The following is an 18,803-nucleotide window of genomic DNA, read 5'->3' as shown; positions in this document are numbered from 1 at the left end:
CGCCGCATGAAACTGAGCGATTTTGACTTTGATCTCCCCGAGGATCTGATTGCAACCCGCCCTGCCTCTCCGCGCAGCGCGGCCCGTCTTCTGGTGGCCGAAGGAGACCGGATTACCGATGCGCGGGTTTCAGACCTGCCGGAGTGGTTCCAGCCCGGCGATCGTCTGGTATTGAACGACACCAAGGTCATTCCAGCGCGCCTGTCGGGGCAGCGCCATCGCAGCAGTGCGCAAGGCGATACCTCCGCCCGCATCGAAGTCACCTTGCTGGAGCCGGGCGCAGACGGTACCTGGAATGCCCTGCTGAAACCTCTGAAAAAGGTAAAACCGGGCGAGACGATCCGTTTTGCCGATGGTTTCAGCGCCGTGCTGGAGGGTGTTGCCGACGGGCAGGGCGCCCTGCGGTTCAATCTGGAAGGCGACGAATTCGAGGCGGCCCTGGCCGAGGCGGGCGCCATGCCGCTGCCACCCTATATTGCTGCCAAACGCCCGGCGGATGCGCAGGACAAGACCGATTACCAGACGGTCTGGGCGCGCCACACCGGCGCCGTAGCGGCGCCGACCGCCTCGCTGCATTTTGATGCACCGCTGCTGCAGGCGCTTAAGGATCGCGGGATCACGTTCAGCTATGTCACCCTGCACGTGGGCGCAGGCACCTTCTTGCCAGTCAAGGTCGAGGATGTGACCACACACAAGATGCACGCCGAATGGGGGCGGGTCAGCCCCGAAGCTGCCGCCGAGATCGCGGCGACTAAGGCTGCAGGCGGGCGCATCATCCCGGTGGGCACCACAGCGCTGCGTCTGATCGAAAGCGCCGCGCGCAGCGGCGCGATCGCGCCATGGGAAGGGGAGACTGATATTTTCATCTACCCGGGCTTTACCTTCCATGTTGCCGATGCGCTGATGACGAATTTCCACCTGCCGCGCTCCACCCTGATGATGCTGGTTTCTGCGCTGATGGGGCAGGAGACCGTGCGGCAGATCTATGCCCACGCGGTCGACAGCGGTTACCGGTTTTTCTCCTATGGCGATGCGTCGCTTCTGATCCCCTCTGGGGCGGGATCGCGGCAGAGCTGAGCCCCGCCAGATCGCCAGCACCAGACCTTCAGAAAATGCAGAGAATTCCGCTGTAAACGTGACGGCGGGATGAAATCGTCTCTGCGATCTGCGATAGTTCTTTCCACACACCGCATCCGCAGATAAGGGCGGAAGATGCGAAATGAAACACCGCCTGCCGGATCCAAAACCGGGGGCAGGCGGCGGATGCAAAAGGATACGGGCAATGCTGCAGGTACTCTCAAGCGCATGGGCGCTGCTTCTGGGGATGGGAATGCTGATGATCGGGAACGGTCTTCAGGGCACCATTCTTGGGGTGCGCGGCGACCTTGAAGGGTTCTCGACGTTGCAGATGTCCTTTGTCATGTCCGCCTATTTTGTTGGCTTTCTGGGCGGCTCGCGGATGGCGCCGGAGATGATCCGGCGGGTCGGCCATGTCCGCGTCTTTGCGGCGCTGGCCTCGCTGATTTCTGCCGTGATGATTCTCTATCCCGCGATCACCAATCCCTTTGCCTGGATGGCCGGGCGGGTGCTGATCGGGTTTTGCTTTTCCGGCGTGTATGTCACCGCTGAAAGCTGGCTGAACAATGCGGCAGACAATGCCAACCGCGGCAAGGCGCTGTCGCTTTACATGCTGGTGCAGATGCTGGGCATCGTCTCGGCGCAGGCGCTGATGCTGCTTGGTAACCCGTCGGGCTATGAAACCTTCGTCATTGCCTCGGTTGTGATTTCGGTGTCCTTTGCGCCAATTTTGCTGTCGATTTCGCCGACGCCTGCCTTTGACACCACGAAACCGATGACCCTGCGCCAGCTGATGGATGCATCGCCTCTGGGCTGCGTGGGTATGTTCCTGCTGGGCGGCGTCTTCTCGGCCCAGTTCGGGATGAGCGCAGTCTACGCGGCTTCGGCCGGGCTGACCTTGCCGCAGATTTCGCTGTTCGTCGCGACCTTCTATGTCGGCGCGCTGGTGCTGCAATATCCGCTGGGATGGATTTCCGACCGCATGGACCGGCGCGTGGTGATCCTGTTCGCGGCGGCCTTCAGTGGCGCGGCGGCGGTTCTGGGTATGGCGATGGGCGCGAATTTCTGGATGCTGCTGCTGGCGGCCTTTTTTATCGGCGGGATGACCAACCCGCTTTACTCGCTGCTGATCGCCCACACCAACGACTATCTGGATTACGACGATATGGCGGCGGCCTCGGGCGGGCTGGTCTTCATCAACGGCCTTGGCGCCATTACCGGGCCACTGATCACCGGTTGGCTGATGGGCGAAAGCGTCTTTGGCCCGCCGGGATTTTTCCTGATCATGGCGGTGCTGACCTTTGCGCTGGCGGCATACGCGCTTTACCGGACGACGCAGCGCGCCTCGATCGCAGCCGAAGATTCGGGCACCTTCGCGCCGATGGCTCCGACAGGCTCGCCCGTGGCGGTCGAATTTGCACAGGAATACGTCATCGAAACCGAGATGGAAGAGCAGGAAGCCGCGCATGAGGCCGGGTGATTGCGCTAACCTGCAGGAAACGTGAGCAATATTTCACCAATTGCCGCTCCTGTTGCAATTTGTGACGGTTCTATGACTTGCCATGAGGGGGTAAAATCCTCTGAAATTGGGGGTAGGCAACACATGTGGAGTAAATGGGATGGTTGGCCCCGAAGAAATCCTTGAATTCTGGCTGGATGAGGTCGGAGAAAAGGGCTGGTATGTGCAGGATGATGATCTGGACGCGACCATCCGCAAACGGTTCGGAAAGGCCTGGGAGGAGGCCTGCGAGGGCAAGTTCTCGCTCTGGCTCACCTATCCCAGTGGAACCCTTGCCTATATCATCCTGATGGACCAGTTCCCGCGCAACATGTTCCGCGGTGAAGGTCAGGCCTTTGCCTCGGATGAGATTGCGCTGGCAGTGGCCAAGAACGCGCTGAATAAGAAATGGGATCTGAAGATCGATGAACCTGCGCGGCAGTTCTTTTATCTGCCGCTGATGCATTCGGAAAACCTGTGCGATCAGGAGCGCTGCGTGCGCCTGCTGAAGGAACGGATGCCCGAATATGGTGCGTCCAATCTGCTGCACGCGCGGGCCCATCGCGACGTGATCCGCAAGTTCGGTCGCTTTCCCTACCGCAACGATGCATTGCTGCGCCACAGCACCGAACCGGAGCGCGACTACGTCGAAGCCGGGGGGTATGGCGCCACGATCCGGACCTTTCAGCAAGCCAGCTGAACCGAGGGGAACGACTATCAGGGGGTATCCCTGACGCTGACATTCTAAAGGCGCTGTCTGGCCGGTCGGACAGCGCCTTTTCTGTGCCGGGCTTTCGGCGCCAGACAATCCCTTTACCATCCCTCTATGCGGCCAGCCGTGATCACATCTTCTTGAAACGGTCGTCGCGGGATGACTGCGCTGGAGCGGGATTTTTTGTGGCCTGTAGCAGTGACTGTGCATATGGTTGTTCCGGCGCGCAGGTCTCGCGGTGGATACCGGTCGGTGAAAATGCCCACCACGTTCCCAAAGGCTTTTGTCACTGCGAGATTGCGGCGTGCAAAAAATTGGTTTAACGGTAAACTAGTTTCAGATCCAGTTTGGCGAGGGATATCATGGCCGCACAAACCTATGACGTGATCGTAATCGGCGCAGGCCCCGGCGGCTATGTGGCTGCCATCCGCGCAGCCCAGCTGGGGCTCAAGACCGCGGTCATCGAGCGTGAGAACCTGGGCGGCATCTGCCTCAACTGGGGTTGCATCCCGACCAAGGCGATGCTGCGTTCCTCCGAAGTGTTCCACCTGATGCACCGGGCCAAGGAATTCGGGCTCAGCGCCGATGGCATCGGCTACGATCTGGACGCGGTGGTGAAACGCTCGCGCGGGGTGGCGAAACAGCTGTCCTCGGGCGTCGCGCATCTACTGAAGAAAAACAAGGTCACCGTGATCATGGGCGAGGCGACGATCCCCGCCAAGGGCAAGGTCTCGGTCAAGACCGACAAGGGCACCGAGGATCTGGCGGCCAAGAACATCATCCTCGCGACCGGCGCCCGCGCGCGGGAGCTGCCGGGGCTGGAGGCAGACGGTGATCTGGTCTGGACCTACCGCCACGCGCTGACCGCACCGCGGATGCCGAAAAAGCTGCTGGTCATCGGATCGGGCGCCATCGGCATCGAATTTGCCAGCTTCTTCAACACCCTGGGCGCCGACACCACCGTGGTCGAGGTGATGGACCGGGTGCTGCCGGTCGAGGATGCCGAGATTTCCGGCATGGCCAAGAAGGCCTTCGAGAAGCAAGGCATGAAGATCATGGAGAAATCCATGGTCAAGCAGTTGGATCGGGCAAAAGGCAAGGTCACCGCTCATATTGAGGCTGGCGGCAAGGTCCAGAAGATGGAATTCGACACGGTGATCTCGGCCGTTGGCATCGTCGGCAATACCGAAGGTCTGGGTCTGGAGGCGCTTGGCATCAACGTTGACCGCACCCATGTGGTGACCGATGAATTCTGCCGCACCGGTGTCGAGGGGCTTTACGCTATCGGGGATATCGCCGGGGCGCCCTGGCTGGCGCACAAGGCCAGCCACGAAGGCGTTATGGTGGCAGAGCTGATCGCAGGCAAACACGCCCATCCGGTCAAACCCGAAAACATTGCAGGCTGCACCTATTGCCATCCGCAGGTGGCCAGCGTTGGCTACAGCGAGGCGAAGGCCAAGGAGCTGGGATACGACATCAAGGTCGGTCGCTTCCCCTTTGTCGGCAACGGCAAGGCCATCGCGCTTGGGGAACCCGAAGGGCTGGTCAAAACTATCTTTGACGCCAAGACGGGTGAACTGCTGGGCGCGCATATGATCGGCGCCGAGGTGACGGAACTCATTCAGGGCTATGTGGTGGGCCGCCAGCTGGAAACCACCGAGGAAGACCTGATGAACACCGTCTTCCCGCATCCGACGCTGAGCGAGATGATGCATGAAAGCGTCCTGAACGCCTTTGACCGAACCATCCATTTTTAGACGCTGCGACGGCTGACACCGAAACCGCCCAAAGCCATGCCAGGCCTTGGGCGGTTTTTTTTATGGTTCGTCTGGTCGCTGCGGTTGTTTCCGGGTATGGGCGAAGGATCTTCGATTGTATTTCTCATGATCTTTTCCGACGGGACCATAGTATGACGGCGAGCCAAGACACGCGCTGGAGTGTGATCCTTCTGATCTGGGGCGCTGGCCTTGGCGCTGCAGCGCAATATGGCAAGGTGAGCGTGGTCTTTGATCAGATGGCCGAGCTGTTTCCGGATGCGGGCAGCGCCATCGGATTCACGGTCTCGCTGGTTGGGTTCCTCGGGATCGGGCTGGGTGTCATTGCGGGCATGGTGGTGGCCTCTTTCGGCTTCCGCCGCACGCTTGTGGCGGCCCTGGCCAGCGGCGCTGCGATGTCCGCCCTGCAAAGCCTAGATCTTCCTTTCTCGCTGTTTCTGGCCACCCGCGTGATCGAAGGCCTGTCGCATCTGGGCGTGGTGGTGGCGGCACCGACCCTGATTGCCCAGATCAGTTCCAATCGGCACCGGGGCGCGGCGCTGACGCTGTGGAGCACGTTTTTCGCGGTAGCCTTTGCGTTCCTTTCGTGGTTTGGCGTTCCGCTGGCACGGATGGCTGGGGTTCAGGCGCTGTTTGCCACCCACGCCGTGATCATGGCAGCGCTGGCTTTGTTGCTGCTGCGGGTGCTGCGCGATGTGCCGGTGCCGCCGCGCCAGCCGCTACCCCGGTTCGCCGATCTACCGCGTCTGCATCTGGAGATTTTCCGCTCTCCCTGGCTGGCGGCACCTGCGGCTGGCTGGCTGTTCTACACCATCTGTTTCGTCGCGATCCTGACCGTCCTGCCGCCCTATCTGGCGCCGGAGGTGCGGGGTTTTGTGATGGGCGCGATGCCGCTGACCAGCATCGCAGTGTCGATGACGCTGGGGGTGTTCCTGCTGCGGCGGATCCATGCAGTGCCACTGATCCAGGCGGGCTTTGCACTCAGCGCGCTGGCGCTGGTTTGGATGTGGGCCGATCCCGGTGCGCCGCTGGCCTGTCTGGCACTGGCCGGGGCGCTGGGGCTGGTGCAGGGACCGAGTTTTGCCTCGGTGGCGCAGCTGAATTCCGGGGCGGTTGATCAGGCCAGCTCCAATGGCGCCCTCGCCATGGCCGGTAATCTTGGCAATACCATCGGCACGCCGCTGATGGTCTGGGTGCTGGGGCTGGCGGGCTATAATGGCATGATCGTGACCGGCGTCATTGTGTTCATCTGCGGATGTTTGGTGCATGGCTGGCTGGCGGCACTGCGCAGAAAATTAAATGTTCGCTGAACGTTCTCGATTTTGGGTTGGAGACTCGGAAAGCTTTGCCTATCTGTAGGGTCGGGCGACCGGTGCAGGCCGGGGCGCGGATAACGGGGGTTCCATGGCTGAGCTGAAGTCCATCGAGGTGCGCGGCGCGCGCGAACACAACCTGAAAAACATCGACGTGGACATTCCGCGCGACGAATTGGTGGTGATCACCGGCCTTAGCGGCTCGGGCAAGTCGTCGCTCGCCTTTGATACCATCTATGCCGAAGGGCAGCGCCGCTATGTGGAATCGCTCTCGGCCTATGCGCGCCAGTTCCTCGACATGATGGAAAAGCCCGATGTGGATCACATCAGCGGCCTATCTCCGGCGATCTCCATCGAGCAGAAGACCACCTCGAAAAACCCGCGGTCTACCGTAGGCACCGTGACCGAAATCTACGACTACCTGCGCCTGTTGTTCGCGCGGGCAGGGACGCCCTATAGCCCCGCGACCGGCTTGCCGATCGAGGCGCAGCAGGTGCAGGATATGGTCGACCGTGTCATGACGCTGGAGGAGGGCACGCGCGGCTACCTGCTGGCGCCCATCGTGCGGGATCGCAAGGGCGAGTACAAAAAGGAATTCCTTGAACTTCGGAAGCAGGGCTTCCAGCGGGTCAAGGTGGACGGCGAATTCTATGAGCTGGACGAACCGCCGACTCTGGACAAGAAGTTCCGACATGACATCGACGTTGTCGTTGATCGGATCGTTGTGCGCGAAGGGCTGGAAACTCGGCTGGCGGACAGCTTGCGCACCGCGCTGGATCTGGCGGATGGCATCGCCATTCTGGAAACGGCTCCGCGTGAAGGCGATCCCGAGCGCATCACCTTCTCGGAAAACTTTGCCTGCCCGGTCAGTGGCTTTACCATCCCCGAGATCGAGCCGCGCCTGTTCTCGTTCAATGCGCCATTCGGTGCCTGTCCGGAATGTGACGGGCTGGGAATGGAGCTGTTCTTTGACGAACGTCTGGTGGTGCCGGATCAGAGCCTCAAGGTCTATGACGGCGCGCTGGCGCCCTGGCGCAAGGGAAAATCTCCCTATTTCCTGCAGACCATTGAGGCGATTGCCAAGCACTATGAGTTCGACAAGAACACGCCGTGGAAGGATTTGCCTGCCCATGTGAAACAGGTGTTCCTTTATGGCTCGGGCGATGAGGAAATCCCGTTCCGCTATGACGAAGGCGGCCGGGTTTACAACGTGACCCGTGTTTTCGAAGGCGTCATTCCCAATATGGAACGCCGCTATCGCGAGACGGACAGCAATTGGATCCGCGAGGAATTCGAACGCTACCAGAACAACCGCCCCTGTGGTGCCTGCGGCGGCTACCGCCTGCGAGAAGAGGCGCTGGCGGTGCGGATTGCCGATATTCACGTCGGTCAGGTGGTGCAGAAATCCATCCGCGAGGCACTCGCCTGGATTGAGGAGGTGCCAAATCACCTCAGCACCCAGAAACAGGAAATCGCCCGCGCCATCGTCAAGGAAATCCGCGAACGTCTGGGTTTCCTCAACAACGTCGGCCTTGAATATCTAACGCTCAGCCGGAATTCCGGCACGCTCTCGGGCGGCGAGAGCCAGCGGATCCGACTGGCCAGCCAGATTGGTTCAGGCCTGACCGGAGTCCTCTATGTTCTGGATGAGCCGTCCATTGGCCTGCATCAGCGCGACAACGACCGGCTGATAACGACCCTGAAAAACCTGCGTGATCAGGGCAATACGGTGATCGTGGTGGAGCATGACGAGGATATGATCCGTCAGGCCGACTATGTGTTCGATATCGGCCCCGGTGCCGGGGTGCATGGCGGGCAGGTGGTGAGCCACGGGACGCCGCAGCAGATCGCTGCAGATGCGGCTTCGGTCACCGGGCAGTATTTGTCAGGCGTGCGGGAAATCGAAATCCCCGCCAAACGGCGCAAGGGCAACAAGAAGAAAATCAAAGTGGTCAAGGCGACCGGCAACAACCTGAAAGAGGTGACTGCCGAATTCCCGCTTGGCAAATTTGTCTGCGTATCCGGCGTATCCGGGGGCGGTAAATCCACCCTGACGATTGAAACCCTGTTCAAGACCGCCTCGATGCGCCTCAACGGGGCGCGGCAGACCCCGGCGCCGTGTGAGACCATCAAGGGGCTGGAGCACCTGGACAAGGTGATCGACATCGATCAGCGCCCCATCGGGCGCACACCGCGTTCGAACCCGGCGACCTATACCGGTGCCTTTACCCCGATCCGCGACTGGTTCGCGGGCCTGCCCGAGGCCAAGACGCGCGGCTATAAACCGGGGCGGTTCTCCTTCAACGTCAAGGGCGGGCGCTGCGAGGCCTGCCAGGGCGATGGGGTCATCAAGATCGAGATGCACTTCCTGCCGGACGTCTACGTGGAATGCGAAACCTGCAAGGGCAAACGCTATAACCGCGAAACGCTTGAAGTCACCTTCAAGGGCAAAAGTATCGCCGATGTGCTGGATATGACCGTGGAAGAGGCTCAGCAGTTCTTTGCCGCCGTGCCCTCGATCCGCGACAAGATGGACGCGCTGATGCGGGTTGGTCTTGGTTATATCAAGGTAGGCCAGCAAGCGACCACACTGTCAGGCGGTGAGGCGCAGCGGGTGAAACTGTCCAAGGAGCTGTCGAAACGCTCCACTGGCCGGACGCTCTATATCTTGGACGAACCCACCACCGGTCTGCATTTCGAAGACGTGAAAAAACTGCTCGAAGTGCTGCATGAGTTGGTGGATCAGGGGAATTCGGTGGTGGTGATCGAACACAACCTCGACGTCATCAAGACCGCTGACCATATCATCGATATCGGTCCAGAAGGCGGTGACGGTGGCGGGGAAATCGTCGCCACCGGCACGCCGGAACAGGTGGCCGCAGAACCGCGCAGCCATACCGGGCGTTATCTGAAACCGATGCTGGAGCAAGCGGGCAGGGTGGCTGCCGAGTAAGGCAGCCTCTCCCTGTGGGCGCGGCTCAGACTATTCCAAGATGTCTGCAACCGCACCGATCAGGTTCAGAACCTTGCGGGTTTCAGGATCGACCCGATAGAGATAGCCGTCGCTGCGGTAATAGGTGTACCTCGGGTCCAGCCTGTACCGCTTGGGGTCGCGCAGAATGATGTAGTTCATCAGCCTGTCCCCCACGGCATGAGGACCGCGGTGCTTGCCCACCTGACCGGGGGGCACGCAGGGCACGGATTTCTTGGCCAGGCCCGGCGGACAGCCCTTTGGCGCGCCGAAACTGGCGGCGGGGAGGCTGAGGCCGAGAATGACAGCAGTGATGATGAAACGCATGACGCTCCTTTCCTGTGCTTTGTGCCAATCGTTGATTGGCGGTCAGCGCAAAGGATAGCGCGCCAAGCCGGTGCCTTCCCTGCGAAACCATCTAGGCGCAGCTGTTCAGCCTGATCTTGCCGATTGGCCGGATCAAAGCGGCAGATTGCAGCCAAATCCGGGTGACCAGTCGACCAAATCCCCAGCGGTAGCTATTTCTTCATCGGGCAGGTATTGACGCCAAGGATGGAATACAGAGGGCAGGTCCCGAGCAGACCCGTCACCAGCGGCACCACGCCGATCCACATCCACCAGCCATAGCCCATCAGCGCGCCTACGATCAGCAATGCGCCGATGACAATGCGCAGGATCTTGTCCAGACCCCCAACGTTGTTTGCAAACATGGCATGTCCTTTCCTCGTTATGGGCAGAGAATACCCGGCGTCAGGACGGTCGAACATGATGTGGGTCAATGAAAAGGGGCGGCACCATCCGGTCCGCCCCTGTATTTGATCGGCAACTGATCTGTTGCTGTGCCTTAGTCGCGGCTGCGTTTTTCGAACCGGGGCAGCATGGCCGAGAAATCCATGCCCATGCCGTCCTCGTTCTCGACGAATTGCGCATAAAGCGCCTGTGCGAGCTGGCCCATCGGTGTATCCGCATCGGCGCTGTCTGCTGCTTGCTGTGACAAGCGCAGGTCCTTCAGCATCAGCTCGGCCGCGAAACCGGGCTTGTAATCGTTGTCGGCGGGCGATTGCGGGCCGACGCCCGGCGCCGGGCAATAGGCGTTCATGGTCCAGCTGTAGCCCGAGGAGGTGGAGACCACATCGAACATTTTCTGCCGGTCCAGCCCCAGCTTGTCGGCGAGTGCAAAGGCTTCGCAGGTGGCGATCATGGTGACGCCTAGGATCATGTTGTTGCAGATCTTGGCTGCCTGACCGGCGCCCGCATCGCCGCAATGCACGGCCTTCTGCCCCATGATGTCAAACAGCGGCTTTGCCTTCTCGAAGGCCTCAGCCGAGCCGCCGGCCATGAAGGTCAGCGTACCGCCCGCGGCGCCGCCGATGCCGCCCGAAACCGGCGCATCCACGGGCAACAGGCCTGCCACGGCGGCTTGCTCTGCTACGGCGCGGGCGGAATCCACGTCTACGGTAGAGCAGTCCACGAAGGCCGCGCCCGCTTTCATCGCCGGGATGATCTCATCCGCAACGCTGCGCAGGATCTGGCCGTTGGGCAGCATGGTGATGACCACGTCGGCGTCCTTGGCGGCTTCGGCCCCGGATGGGGCCATGGTGACGCCCTCGACCTTGACCTCTGCCATGTCAAAGCCGGTGACATCATGGCCTGCAGCGGCAAGGTTGGCCGCCATCGGGCCGCCCATATTGCCAAGGCCGATAAATCCGATCTTCATGGGTTACTCCTCCTCAAATGTCAGTGCGTCTGCGCCCAGCGGCATCAGCATCTGGCTGACGGCAACGGCTGGCACGGAGCGGTCCGCGTATTGCCACTTGGGCTGGCGGTCCTTGTCAATGATCTGGGCCCGGATGCCTTCCAGAAAGTCGCCTTTTTCCATCGACCGGTAGGTAAAGCGATACTCCAGATCCAGCGCCTTGCGGATGGTCAGGGTCGCGCCCCGCAGCCGGTGCAGGATTTCCACGGTCGCGGCCATGGACAGCGGCGAATTGCGCATCAGCGGCTTTTGCGCGGTGGTGGCGAACTCCGAGCCGTCCTGTTCGAGGACGGTCAGGATGTCATTCAGGGTTTCCCCGGCAAACAGCTGGTCGATATCACCCTGCATGGCCTCCAGTGTGCCATCGGGCGCGGCCTCGGCGGCGTTTGCCAGAATATCAGGGTTGCCGTCCTGCTCCAGCGCGGTGATTAGCCCGGGCCATTTCTCCTGCGGGATATAGTGGTCGGCAAAACCGGCGTAGATCGCGTCGGCGGCCTTCATCCGGCCCGCAGTCAGACCGAGGTATTCGCCTAAGCGCCCGGGCGCCAGCGCCAGGATCAGCGTGCCGCCCACGTCGGGGATCAGGCCGATGCCAGTCTCGGGCATGGAGATCTGGCTGCTCTCGCAGACGATCCGATGAGTGCCGTGGCAGCCGATGCCGACGCCGCCGCCCATGGTGAAGCCTTGCAGGAAGCTGACCACAGGTTTCGGGTATTCAAAGATCCGCGCGTTCAGGCGGTATTCGTCGCGCCAGAAGGTGCGCCCATAGCCGTAATTGCCCTTGGTGCCGGTGGCATAAAGCTCGGCAATGTCACCACCAGCGCAAAAGGCCTTTTCGCCGCTTGCATCGATGACGACGATTTTGACCGCATCATTGGTTGCCCAGTCCTTCAATGCCGCATCAATGGCCATGCACATGTCATAGGACAGGGCGTTCAGGGCCTTTTCGCGGGTGAGGGTGATCCGGCCCGCTGAGCCGGTCACGCGAATGTCGATATCGCTCATCCCAGACCTCAGCGGTTTTCAGACAGCATGTGGCGGGCCACGATCACGCGCATGATCTCATTGGTGCCCTCAAGGATCTGGTGCACCCGCAGATCGCGCACCAGTTTCTCGATGCCGTAATCCGCCAGATAGCCATAACCACCGTGCAGCTGCAGGCACTGATCGACGATCTTAGATCCCGCTTCGGTGACGAATTTCTTGGCCATGGCGCAGAACTTGGTCGCATCCGGTGCGCCCTGGTCCAGCTTCCACGCCGCCTGACGCAGGAAAGTACGCGCGGCCTGCAGTTCAATCTCCATATCCGCAAGGCGGAACTGAAGCCCCTGGAACTGGTCGATCGACTGGCCAAAGGCTTTGCGCTCGCTCATGTATTGCAGGGTCATGTTGAGCGCGGTCTGCGCAGCACCGAGCGAGCAAGACGCAATGTTCAGGCGTCCGCCATCAAGGCCCATCATGGCGTATTTGAAGCCCTTGCCTTCTTCGCCTACAAGCTTGTTCGCGGGGATCTTGCAATCGTCGAACTGAACCTGCGCGGTTGGCTGGCTCTTCCAGCCCATCTTGTCCTCAAGCCCACCAAAGGACAGGCCGGGGGTGCCGTCTTCGACATAGACGGTGGAAATCCCCTTGGGACCATCCTCGCCGGTGCGCACCATGCAGACATAGGCGTCGGAATATCCGCCGCCCGAGATGAACGCCTTGGTGCCATTCAGGGTGTAGCCTTCGTTGGTCTTTTCAGCGCGGGTTTTCAGCGCCGCCGCGTCGGACCCCGAACCGGGTTCCGTCAGGCAGTAGGAGAGCACCGTGTTGAGGGTCAGAACGTCGGGCATCACGCGGGCCTTCATCTCGTCGCTGGCAAAGGTGTCCAGCATCTTGGCGCACATGTTGTGGATCGACAGGAAGGCCGCGACCGAGGGGCAGGCCATCGACAGCGCCTCAAACACCAGCGTGGCGTCAAGACGCGTCAGAGCGGATCCGCCGCCTTCTTCGCTGACGTAAAGCCCACCAAAGCCCAACTCACCGACCTTGGGCCACAGATCCTTGGGAATGGTGCCTTCGGCTTCCCACTGGCGGGCAAAGGGGGCGATGTTGTCCTGACCAAAGGCATGAGCCATGTCAAAAATGGCGGTCTGTTCTTCTGTCAAAGCGAAATCCACGTCGTGTCCTCCCTGGCGCGGTGTGAATTGAACGGTTGTTTATTTACTTATCCGCAGGCGCCTCTCAGAGCAAGCTGTGCAATTGCAAAGCCGTGCTGCAGGAATGGCTGCGGCACACCTTTAAGGCGAATTTTGATTTCGGAAACCAATTCTTAGGAACCGCGGCCATAGAGTGCAGCCAAGCCCATGTGCCGGCGAACGGTATCATAGAACTGTCAGAACTTCGGAAGAGATCCATGTCAAAATTCGATTTCCAATTTCAGAAAAACGCGTCGAATCAGTCGGTAACAGCAGGGTTGGCGATGTTCGAAACGCAAAAGAAGGCTGGAATTCAGCAAGGCAGTCAGGCTGGCACGGTAAAAACTGCGCGGAAGTACATTGACGACGCGATGGATCTGGTGGTCTCGCTCGACTACAACGCCGCACGTGCCATGCTTGACGAGGCTCTGTCGATCTATCCCGAAGACATCGTCCTTCTTCGGCTTTCAGGCGATGTTTACCTGCAGCAGGATGATAAGGATAACGCGCTTTTAACCTACATGACTGCAATGGGTGTCAACCCTCTGGACACTCAAGTGTTGAACTCGATCGGAAGCCTGCTGGGCCTCATGGGGAACTCCCACGATGCCAAAGGTTTTTTCCAGGCAGCACATAATACCGATCCGAGTGATGCCTATTCTGGTTATAACTGGGCTCATAACAGTATGAAGGACAGCGACTGGAGTTTCTTTGACCGGCTGCCGCAGATTTTGCGCTTGGGCGATAGGTGTCCCCTGGATGTGCAGCCATTTACGCTTTTGGGTCTGACGGACGATCCGGCGTTGCACAAGGTGCGCGTCAAAGCGCGGTGTAGAGATTTGATGAAAAGGATTAAGGAAAACAAGCGTTTCTCCCGGACCAGCGTTCACGGACGGAAAATCCGGATCGGTTTCTTTTCCGACGACTTCAGGGATCACGCCACAATGCTCCTGATGGGACGGTTCTTTGATCTAATAGATCGTGAGCGCTTTGAGGTTATCATCTATGACTATGGCAGTTCGGGAAATAGTGCCGTGCGACTGCAAGTGGAAGAGAGCGCGGATATCTATCACAACGTGCGCGATATCAGTGATCATGAAATGGCTGAATTGGCGCGCAAGGATGGCGTCGACATCGCAATCGACATGAAAACCTATACGAAAGGCGCGAGGCTGGCTGCATTTGCAGAGCGGGTGGCGCCGGTTCAGGTTGCTTTCCTCGGCTATCCGGGAACGAGCGGCTTGCCGACGATGGACTATTTCATTGGTGATGAAATTACGGTGCCGCCATCGCTGCGTCAGCACTTCAGTGAAAAAATCCTCTATATGCCCAACTGTTATCAGGTGAATGACAACACAAGGGAGCATTCGCCGGATATGCCTACTCGCGCTGAACTGGGGCTTCCGGAAGATGCGTTTGTGTTTTGCAGCCTTAACAACCCGAACAAGGTCACACCGGCCGAGTTCGATGTCTGGACGAAGCTTCTCCACAATGTGCCGGACAGTGTGCTTTGGCTTTTTGCGCCGACCATCACCATTCAGGAGAACCTGCTACGGGAGGCGAAAGCACGCGGGATCGGACCCGAACGGCTTGTGTTCGCGGCAAGGGTTTCCATGGTAGAACACGTGAGCCGGATGGGGCGGGCAGATCTGTTCCTGGATGCGTTCAACTGTAACGCCCATACCACCGCAAGTGAGGCGGTCTGGTCCGGGCTGCCAATCGTGACCAAGGCTGGCAAACAGTTCGCTGCACGTGTCGCAGCCAGCATCGTCACCGCAATAGGGTGCCCGGATCTGGTGACCGAGACAAAAGAGGAATATTACGACCTAGCGTACAAACTAGCGACGGATCGTGATGCTCTGAACGAGATTAAACAGCGTCTCAAGGACAATCTCTGGACCACTCCGCTGTATGACTCGGAGCAGTATGTTCGCGACTTCGAGAACCTGATGGAAAAGGCAATCCTGCGCTATGAGGAAGGATACAAGCCCAAGCACCTGTCCCTGAACTGACAGAGGCCACTGTGCGGATCCTAAAGGATCCGCACCTGCGTTCCGATCTCAACCAGTTCGTAGAGTTCCTCGACGTGCTGGTTGTAAAGACCGATACAGCCGGATGAGCTTTGTCGCCCGATCTTGCGGGTGTCATGGGTGCCATGCACCAGATAGGCCGGCCAGGTCAGATACATGGCGCGGGTGCCCAGCGGGTTGCCCGGGCCGCCTTCCATATATCGGGGCAGAGTGGGGTCGCGTTCGCGCATATTGGCGGTCGGGGTCCAGCCGGGATTCTTTGCCTTGCGCACGACCTTGGTATAGCCGCGCTTGGTCAGCTCGTCGCTCATCGGCACGGAAGAGGGGAAAAGACGGTAACTTTCGCCGTCGCCGCCCCAGTAATGCACCGCACGCGAGGCAACATCCGCCAGCAGGCAGCCCACACCTAGCTCGTCGAAATGATCCTGCCAGTTTTGCTGCGTAAAGGCCGAGATGTTCCTTTTTACCGCCGTCTGATCGCGGATCGGTGCCTCATCGGCGGGGAAGGCATCAGTGGATTGCGCGCGTAGGAGTGTCGGGGTCGCCAAAGCCCCTGCTAGCCCAAGGATTGTGCTCCGGCGGGTGATCCGTTGTGTCATGGTGCCTCCTGTATTCTGTGTCGAAACTGCTCGGTTTCGTTCGGGGTCTGTCCGGGAACATATTCACTTCAGCGAATTTGGCCAGTGGTTTCCGGAGGGTTTTGGTGGCCTCACGAATTTGTGTTCATGCGGTCCGGGGCCTGGCGCAACAATTGCCTGCCGCTGCCCGATATCGCGGCACTCCCGTGGAGGAAAGCAAAAAACAAAGCCCCGGCGTTTCGGCCAGGGCTTTGCATGTCGGTATGAGATCCTAGATCAGTCCATCGGCTTGAAGTTGAACTCGCCGCCTTCGCGAATACCCGAGGGCCAGCGCGAGGTGATGGTCTTGGTCCGGGTGTAGAACTTGAAGGCGTCCGGGCCGTGCTGGTTCAGGTCGCCGAATGCGGATTTCTTCCAGCCACCAAAGGTGTGATAGGCCAGCGGAACCGGGATCGGCACGTTGATGCCGACCATGCCGATGTTGATCCGGTTGGCAAAATCGCGCGCGGTGTCGCCGTCGCGGGTAAAGATCGCGGTGCCGTTGCCGTACTCGTGGTCCATGGCATAGCCAAGCGCTTCTTCGTAGGTCTTGGCGCGCACGGTGGACAGAACCGGGCCAAAGATCTCTTTCTTGTAGATATCCATGTCGGTGGTGACGTTGTCGAACAGGTGCGGGCCGACAAAGAAGCCGTCTTCATAACCCTGCAGGTTGAAGTCACGGCCATCGACCACCAGCTTTGCGCCTTGCTCGACACCGGATTCTACCAGCCGCAGGATGTTTTCCTTGGCGGCGGCGGTGACAACGGGACCATAGTCCACATCGTTGCCTGCCGTGTAGGGGCCGACTTTCAGCTTTTCGATGCGCGGCACCAGCTTGTCGATCAGGCGGTCGGCGGTTTCTTCACCGACAGGAACCGCAACCGAGATTGCCATGCAGCGTTCACCAGCAGCACCGTAGCCTGCGCCGATCAGCGCGTCTGCGGCCTGATCCATGTCTGCATCGGGCATAATGATCATGTGGTTTTTGGCGCCGCCAAAGCACTGTACGCGCTTACCTTGCGCACAGCCGGTGCCGTAGATGTATTCGGCAATCGGGGTGGAACCCACGAAGCCAACCGACTGGATGGTGTCGTTGTAAAGGATCGCGTCCACGGCTTCCTTGTCGCCGTTGACGACCTGCAGGATACCTTTGGGCAGACCGGCTTCTTCCATCAGTTCTGCCAGCATCAGCGGAACCGACGGGTCACGCTCGGACGGTTTCAAGATGAAGGCGTTGCCGCAGGCGATGGCCGGGGCAAACATCCACATCGGGATCATCGCCGGGAAGTTAAACGGGGTGATACCTGCGGTCACGCCCAGGGCCTGACGCATGGAATACATGTCGATGCCGGGACCGGCGCTGTCGGTGTAGTCACCTTTCAGCAGTTCCGGCGCGCCGATGCAGTATTCGACCACTTCCAGACCACGCTGCACGTCGCCAGCCGCATCGGGCAGGGTCTTACCGTGCTCGCGGCTCAGCGCTTCGGCCAGCTTGTCCATGTCGCGGTTCAGCAGGTCGACGAATTTCATCATGACGCGAGCGCGGCGCTGCGGGTTGACGGCGGCCCATGCGGGCTGTGCGGCGGCTGCGATGGCCACTGCCTGTTCCATCTCGTCCTTAGAGGCCAGCGGCACTTTGGCTTGCACTTCACCGGTTGCCGGGTTGAAGACATCTGCAAAACGGCCGGACGTGCCTTTGACGTGTTCGCCGTTGATATAATGGGTGAGTTCTTGCATCGGATTCCTCCCTATACGCTTTGGCGGCAACATAGACTTGCAAAAAACACCGGAAAAGGGGAAAGATTTCAAAAAGGCTTTGCAAGAACGCAAGTGTCGATCGCAGGGCAATAACATAAGGTACAGGAACGTCGAGGAGGATCCCGGCATGGACCCACAATGGGATGATATGAAAGTGTTTCTCGCGGTCGCGCGCGAGGCCAGCCTGTCCGGTGCCGGGCGGGTGCTCAAGATGGACCCCGCGACCGTCGGGCGGCGTATCGCCCGGTTCGAGGCTGCATTGGACACCCCATTGTTCGTCAAATCCCCGCAGGGTTATGCGCTGAGTGCGGCTGGGGACCGGTTACTGACCCATGCAGAGACTGCCGAACAGGCGATGCGGGCCGGGCAGGAGGCGCTGAGCGGTCCCAGCGACACGCTGTCGGGGCAGATCCGCATCGGGGCGCCGGATGGCAGCGCCAATTATATCCTGCCGCAGGTCTGCGCCGCGATTGGCGCCGAAAACCCCGATCTCGATATCCAGATCGTTGCCTTGCCGCGGGTCATCAACCTGTCGCGCCGCGAGGCGGATATGGCCGTGACCGTCAGCGCGCCCACCGCCGGGCAGCTGCTGGTTCAGAAGATCACTGATTACAAACTTCATCTTGTGGGGTCGCGCCACTATCTGCGTGAGCACCCGCCGCTGGAAAAACTTGAGGATCTGAAGGGGCACCGGATGATCGGCTATATCCCGGACATGATCTTTGACCGGGAACTGGACTACCTCAGCGATCTGGGGGTGGAGCGGGTGGCGCTGGCCTCCAACTCGGTCTCGGTACAAATCAAACTGGCGGCCGAGGGCACTGCGCTTTGTGTGGCGCATGATTTTTCACTGCCCGCGCATAGGGTCTTGCGCAAGGTGCTGACCGACAAGATCAGCCTGTCGCGCAGTTTCTATCTGGTGCGCCATCAGGGTGATCAGCGCAGCGAGCGTCTGAACCGGTTTGCGCAGGCGCTGTCCAAGGGGATCCGCGACGAGGTGGCGCGGCTGGAGGCACTGACCTGACGCTGGATCTGCTGCGGCTTTCCTACCAAATTGTCGCAGCTATTTCCAAAACTGACTGGACATGTTCTTGACTTGGATCTGCATTGCGGCAACGC

General features: G+C 60.0%; 15 protein-coding genes. 8 read left to right on the top strand and 7 right to left on the bottom strand.

Annotated features, from left to right (window positions below; translation table 11 throughout):
* Positions 1-6 precede the first annotated feature (6 nt).
* The 6 genes from queA (at position 7) to uvrA (ending at position 9,328) form a co-directional block, all read left to right on the top strand.
* On the top strand, positions 7-1,077 hold the full coding sequence (queA, locus tag JL2886_RS01410) for a tRNA preQ1(34) S-adenosylmethionine ribosyltransferase-isomerase QueA (protein WP_065270386.1): 1,071 nt from the start codon (positions 7-9) through the stop codon (positions 1,075-1,077).
* Between the two features lie 205 nt (positions 1,078-1,282).
* A complete protein-coding gene (locus tag JL2886_RS01405; protein WP_065270385.1) occupies positions 1,283-2,557 on the top strand; it encodes an MFS transporter in 1,275 nt (424 codons plus the stop codon).
* A 139-nt stretch (positions 2,558-2,696) separates the two neighbouring features.
* On the top strand, positions 2,697-3,275 hold the full coding sequence (locus tag JL2886_RS01400) for a DUF924 family protein (protein ID WP_065270384.1): 579 nt from the start codon (positions 2,697-2,699) through the stop codon (positions 3,273-3,275).
* A gap of 374 nt (positions 3,276-3,649) precedes the next feature.
* Complete coding sequence (lpdA, locus tag JL2886_RS01395; protein ID WP_065270383.1) at positions 3,650-5,044, top strand: dihydrolipoyl dehydrogenase; 1,395 nt, start codon at positions 3,650-3,652, stop codon at positions 5,042-5,044.
* A gap of 152 nt (positions 5,045-5,196) precedes the next feature.
* Complete coding sequence (locus tag JL2886_RS01390) at positions 5,197-6,372, top strand: MFS transporter (RefSeq protein ID WP_065270382.1); 1,176 nt, start codon at positions 5,197-5,199, stop codon at positions 6,370-6,372.
* A 94-nt stretch (positions 6,373-6,466) separates the two neighbouring features.
* On the top strand, positions 6,467-9,328 hold the full coding sequence (uvrA, locus tag JL2886_RS01385) for an excinuclease ABC subunit UvrA (protein WP_065270381.1): 2,862 nt from the start codon (positions 6,467-6,469) through the stop codon (positions 9,326-9,328).
* A gap of 30 nt (positions 9,329-9,358) precedes the next feature.
* On the opposite strand, the gene JL2886_RS01380 is transcribed toward uvrA, so the two are convergent.
* The 5 genes from JL2886_RS01380 to JL2886_RS01360 all read right to left on the bottom strand — a co-directional run bounded on the left by JL2886_RS01380 (position 9,359) and on the right by JL2886_RS01360 (position 13,261).
* Positions 9,359-9,673 (bottom strand): hypothetical protein, encoded by a 315-nt coding sequence (locus tag JL2886_RS01380; protein ID WP_065270380.1) that lies wholly within the window; start codon positions 9,671-9,673, stop codon positions 9,359-9,361.
* 191 nt (positions 9,674-9,864) lie between these two features.
* Positions 9,865-10,056: a YgaP family membrane protein gene (locus JL2886_RS01375; RefSeq protein ID WP_065270379.1), complete on the bottom strand. Its 192-nt coding sequence runs from the start codon at positions 10,054-10,056 to the stop codon at positions 9,865-9,867.
* A gap of 134 nt (positions 10,057-10,190) precedes the next feature.
* A complete protein-coding gene (gene mmsB / locus JL2886_RS01370; protein ID WP_065270378.1) occupies positions 10,191-11,063 on the bottom strand; it encodes a 3-hydroxyisobutyrate dehydrogenase in 873 nt (290 codons plus the stop codon).
* A 3-nt stretch (positions 11,064-11,066) separates the two neighbouring features.
* On the bottom strand, positions 11,067-12,107 hold the full coding sequence (locus JL2886_RS01365) for an enoyl-CoA hydratase/isomerase family protein (RefSeq protein ID WP_065270377.1): 1,041 nt from the start codon (positions 12,105-12,107) through the stop codon (positions 11,067-11,069).
* 8 nt (positions 12,108-12,115) lie between these two features.
* Positions 12,116-13,261, bottom strand: coding sequence for an acyl-CoA dehydrogenase family protein (locus tag JL2886_RS01360; protein WP_065270376.1), 1,146 nt, complete (start codon positions 13,259-13,261; stop codon positions 12,116-12,118).
* Positions 13,262-13,497: 236 nt separating this feature from the next.
* On the opposite strand from JL2886_RS01360, the gene JL2886_RS01355 reads away from it, so the two are divergent.
* Positions 13,498-15,291 (top strand): hypothetical protein, encoded by a 1,794-nt coding sequence (locus JL2886_RS01355; protein WP_065270375.1) that lies wholly within the window; start codon positions 13,498-13,500, stop codon positions 15,289-15,291.
* Between the two features lie 20 nt (positions 15,292-15,311).
* Here JL2886_RS01355 and JL2886_RS01350 read toward each other — a convergent pair whose 3' ends face one another.
* Positions 15,312-15,908, bottom strand: a complete 597-nt coding sequence (locus JL2886_RS01350) for a L,D-transpeptidase (RefSeq protein ID WP_065270374.1) — start codon at positions 15,906-15,908, stop codon at positions 15,312-15,314.
* A 255-nt stretch (positions 15,909-16,163) separates the two neighbouring features.
* Complete coding sequence (locus JL2886_RS01345; protein WP_065270373.1) at positions 16,164-17,663, bottom strand: CoA-acylating methylmalonate-semialdehyde dehydrogenase; 1,500 nt, start codon at positions 17,661-17,663, stop codon at positions 16,164-16,166.
* A gap of 148 nt (positions 17,664-17,811) precedes the next feature.
* Between JL2886_RS01345 and JL2886_RS01340 the strand changes: the two genes are divergently transcribed.
* Positions 17,812-18,708 carry a LysR family transcriptional regulator gene (locus JL2886_RS01340; protein WP_065270372.1) on the top strand — a complete coding sequence of 299 codons (897 nt, stop codon included), beginning with the start codon at positions 17,812-17,814 and terminating at the stop codon, positions 18,706-18,708.
* Positions 18,709-18,803: the final 95 nt, after the last annotated feature.

The organism is Phaeobacter gallaeciensis (assembly GCF_001678945.1).
In the GTDB taxonomy this organism is placed as follows: Bacteria; Pseudomonadota; Alphaproteobacteria; order Rhodobacterales; family Rhodobacteraceae; genus Phycobacter; species Phycobacter gallaeciensis_A.
This window is presented reverse-complemented; position numbering and strand designations above follow the sequence as displayed.

Bases quoted from the DNA above. Each gene is read 5' to 3' on its own strand.
- queA (WP_065270386.1), top strand. From the start codon at position 7: ATGAAACTGAGCGATTTTGACTTTGATCTCCCCGAGGATCTGATTGCA.
- JL2886_RS01405 (WP_065270385.1), top strand. From the start codon at position 1,283: ATGCTGCAGGTACTCTCAAGCGCATGGGCGCTGCTTCTGGGGATGGGA.
- JL2886_RS01400 (WP_065270384.1), top strand. From the start codon at position 2,697: ATGGTTGGCCCCGAAGAAATCCTTGAATTCTGGCTGGATGAGGTCGGA.
- lpdA (WP_065270383.1), top strand. From the start codon at position 3,650: ATGGCCGCACAAACCTATGACGTGATCGTAATCGGCGCAGGCCCCGGC.
- JL2886_RS01390 (WP_065270382.1), top strand. From the start codon at position 5,197: ATGACGGCGAGCCAAGACACGCGCTGGAGTGTGATCCTTCTGATCTGG.
- uvrA (WP_065270381.1), top strand. From the start codon at position 6,467: ATGGCTGAGCTGAAGTCCATCGAGGTGCGCGGCGCGCGCGAACACAAC.
- JL2886_RS01380 (WP_065270380.1), bottom strand. From the start codon at position 9,673: ATGCGTTTCATCATCACTGCTGTCATTCTCGGCCTCAGCCTCCCCGCC.
- JL2886_RS01375 (WP_065270379.1), bottom strand. From the start codon at position 10,056: ATGTTTGCAAACAACGTTGGGGGTCTGGACAAGATCCTGCGCATTGTC.
- mmsB (WP_065270378.1), bottom strand. From the start codon at position 11,063: ATGAAGATCGGATTTATCGGCCTTGGCAATATGGGCGGCCCGATGGCG.
- JL2886_RS01365 (WP_065270377.1), bottom strand. From the start codon at position 12,107: ATGAGCGATATCGACATTCGCGTGACCGGCTCAGCGGGCCGGATCACC.
- JL2886_RS01355 (WP_065270375.1), top strand. From the start codon at position 13,498: ATGTCAAAATTCGATTTCCAATTTCAGAAAAACGCGTCGAATCAGTCG.
- JL2886_RS01350 (WP_065270374.1), bottom strand. From the start codon at position 15,908: ATGACACAACGGATCACCCGCCGGAGCACAATCCTTGGGCTAGCAGGG.
- JL2886_RS01345 (WP_065270373.1), bottom strand. From the start codon at position 17,663: ATGCAAGAACTCACCCATTATATCAACGGCGAACACGTCAAAGGCACG.
- JL2886_RS01340 (WP_065270372.1), top strand. From the start codon at position 17,812: ATGGACCCACAATGGGATGATATGAAAGTGTTTCTCGCGGTCGCGCGC.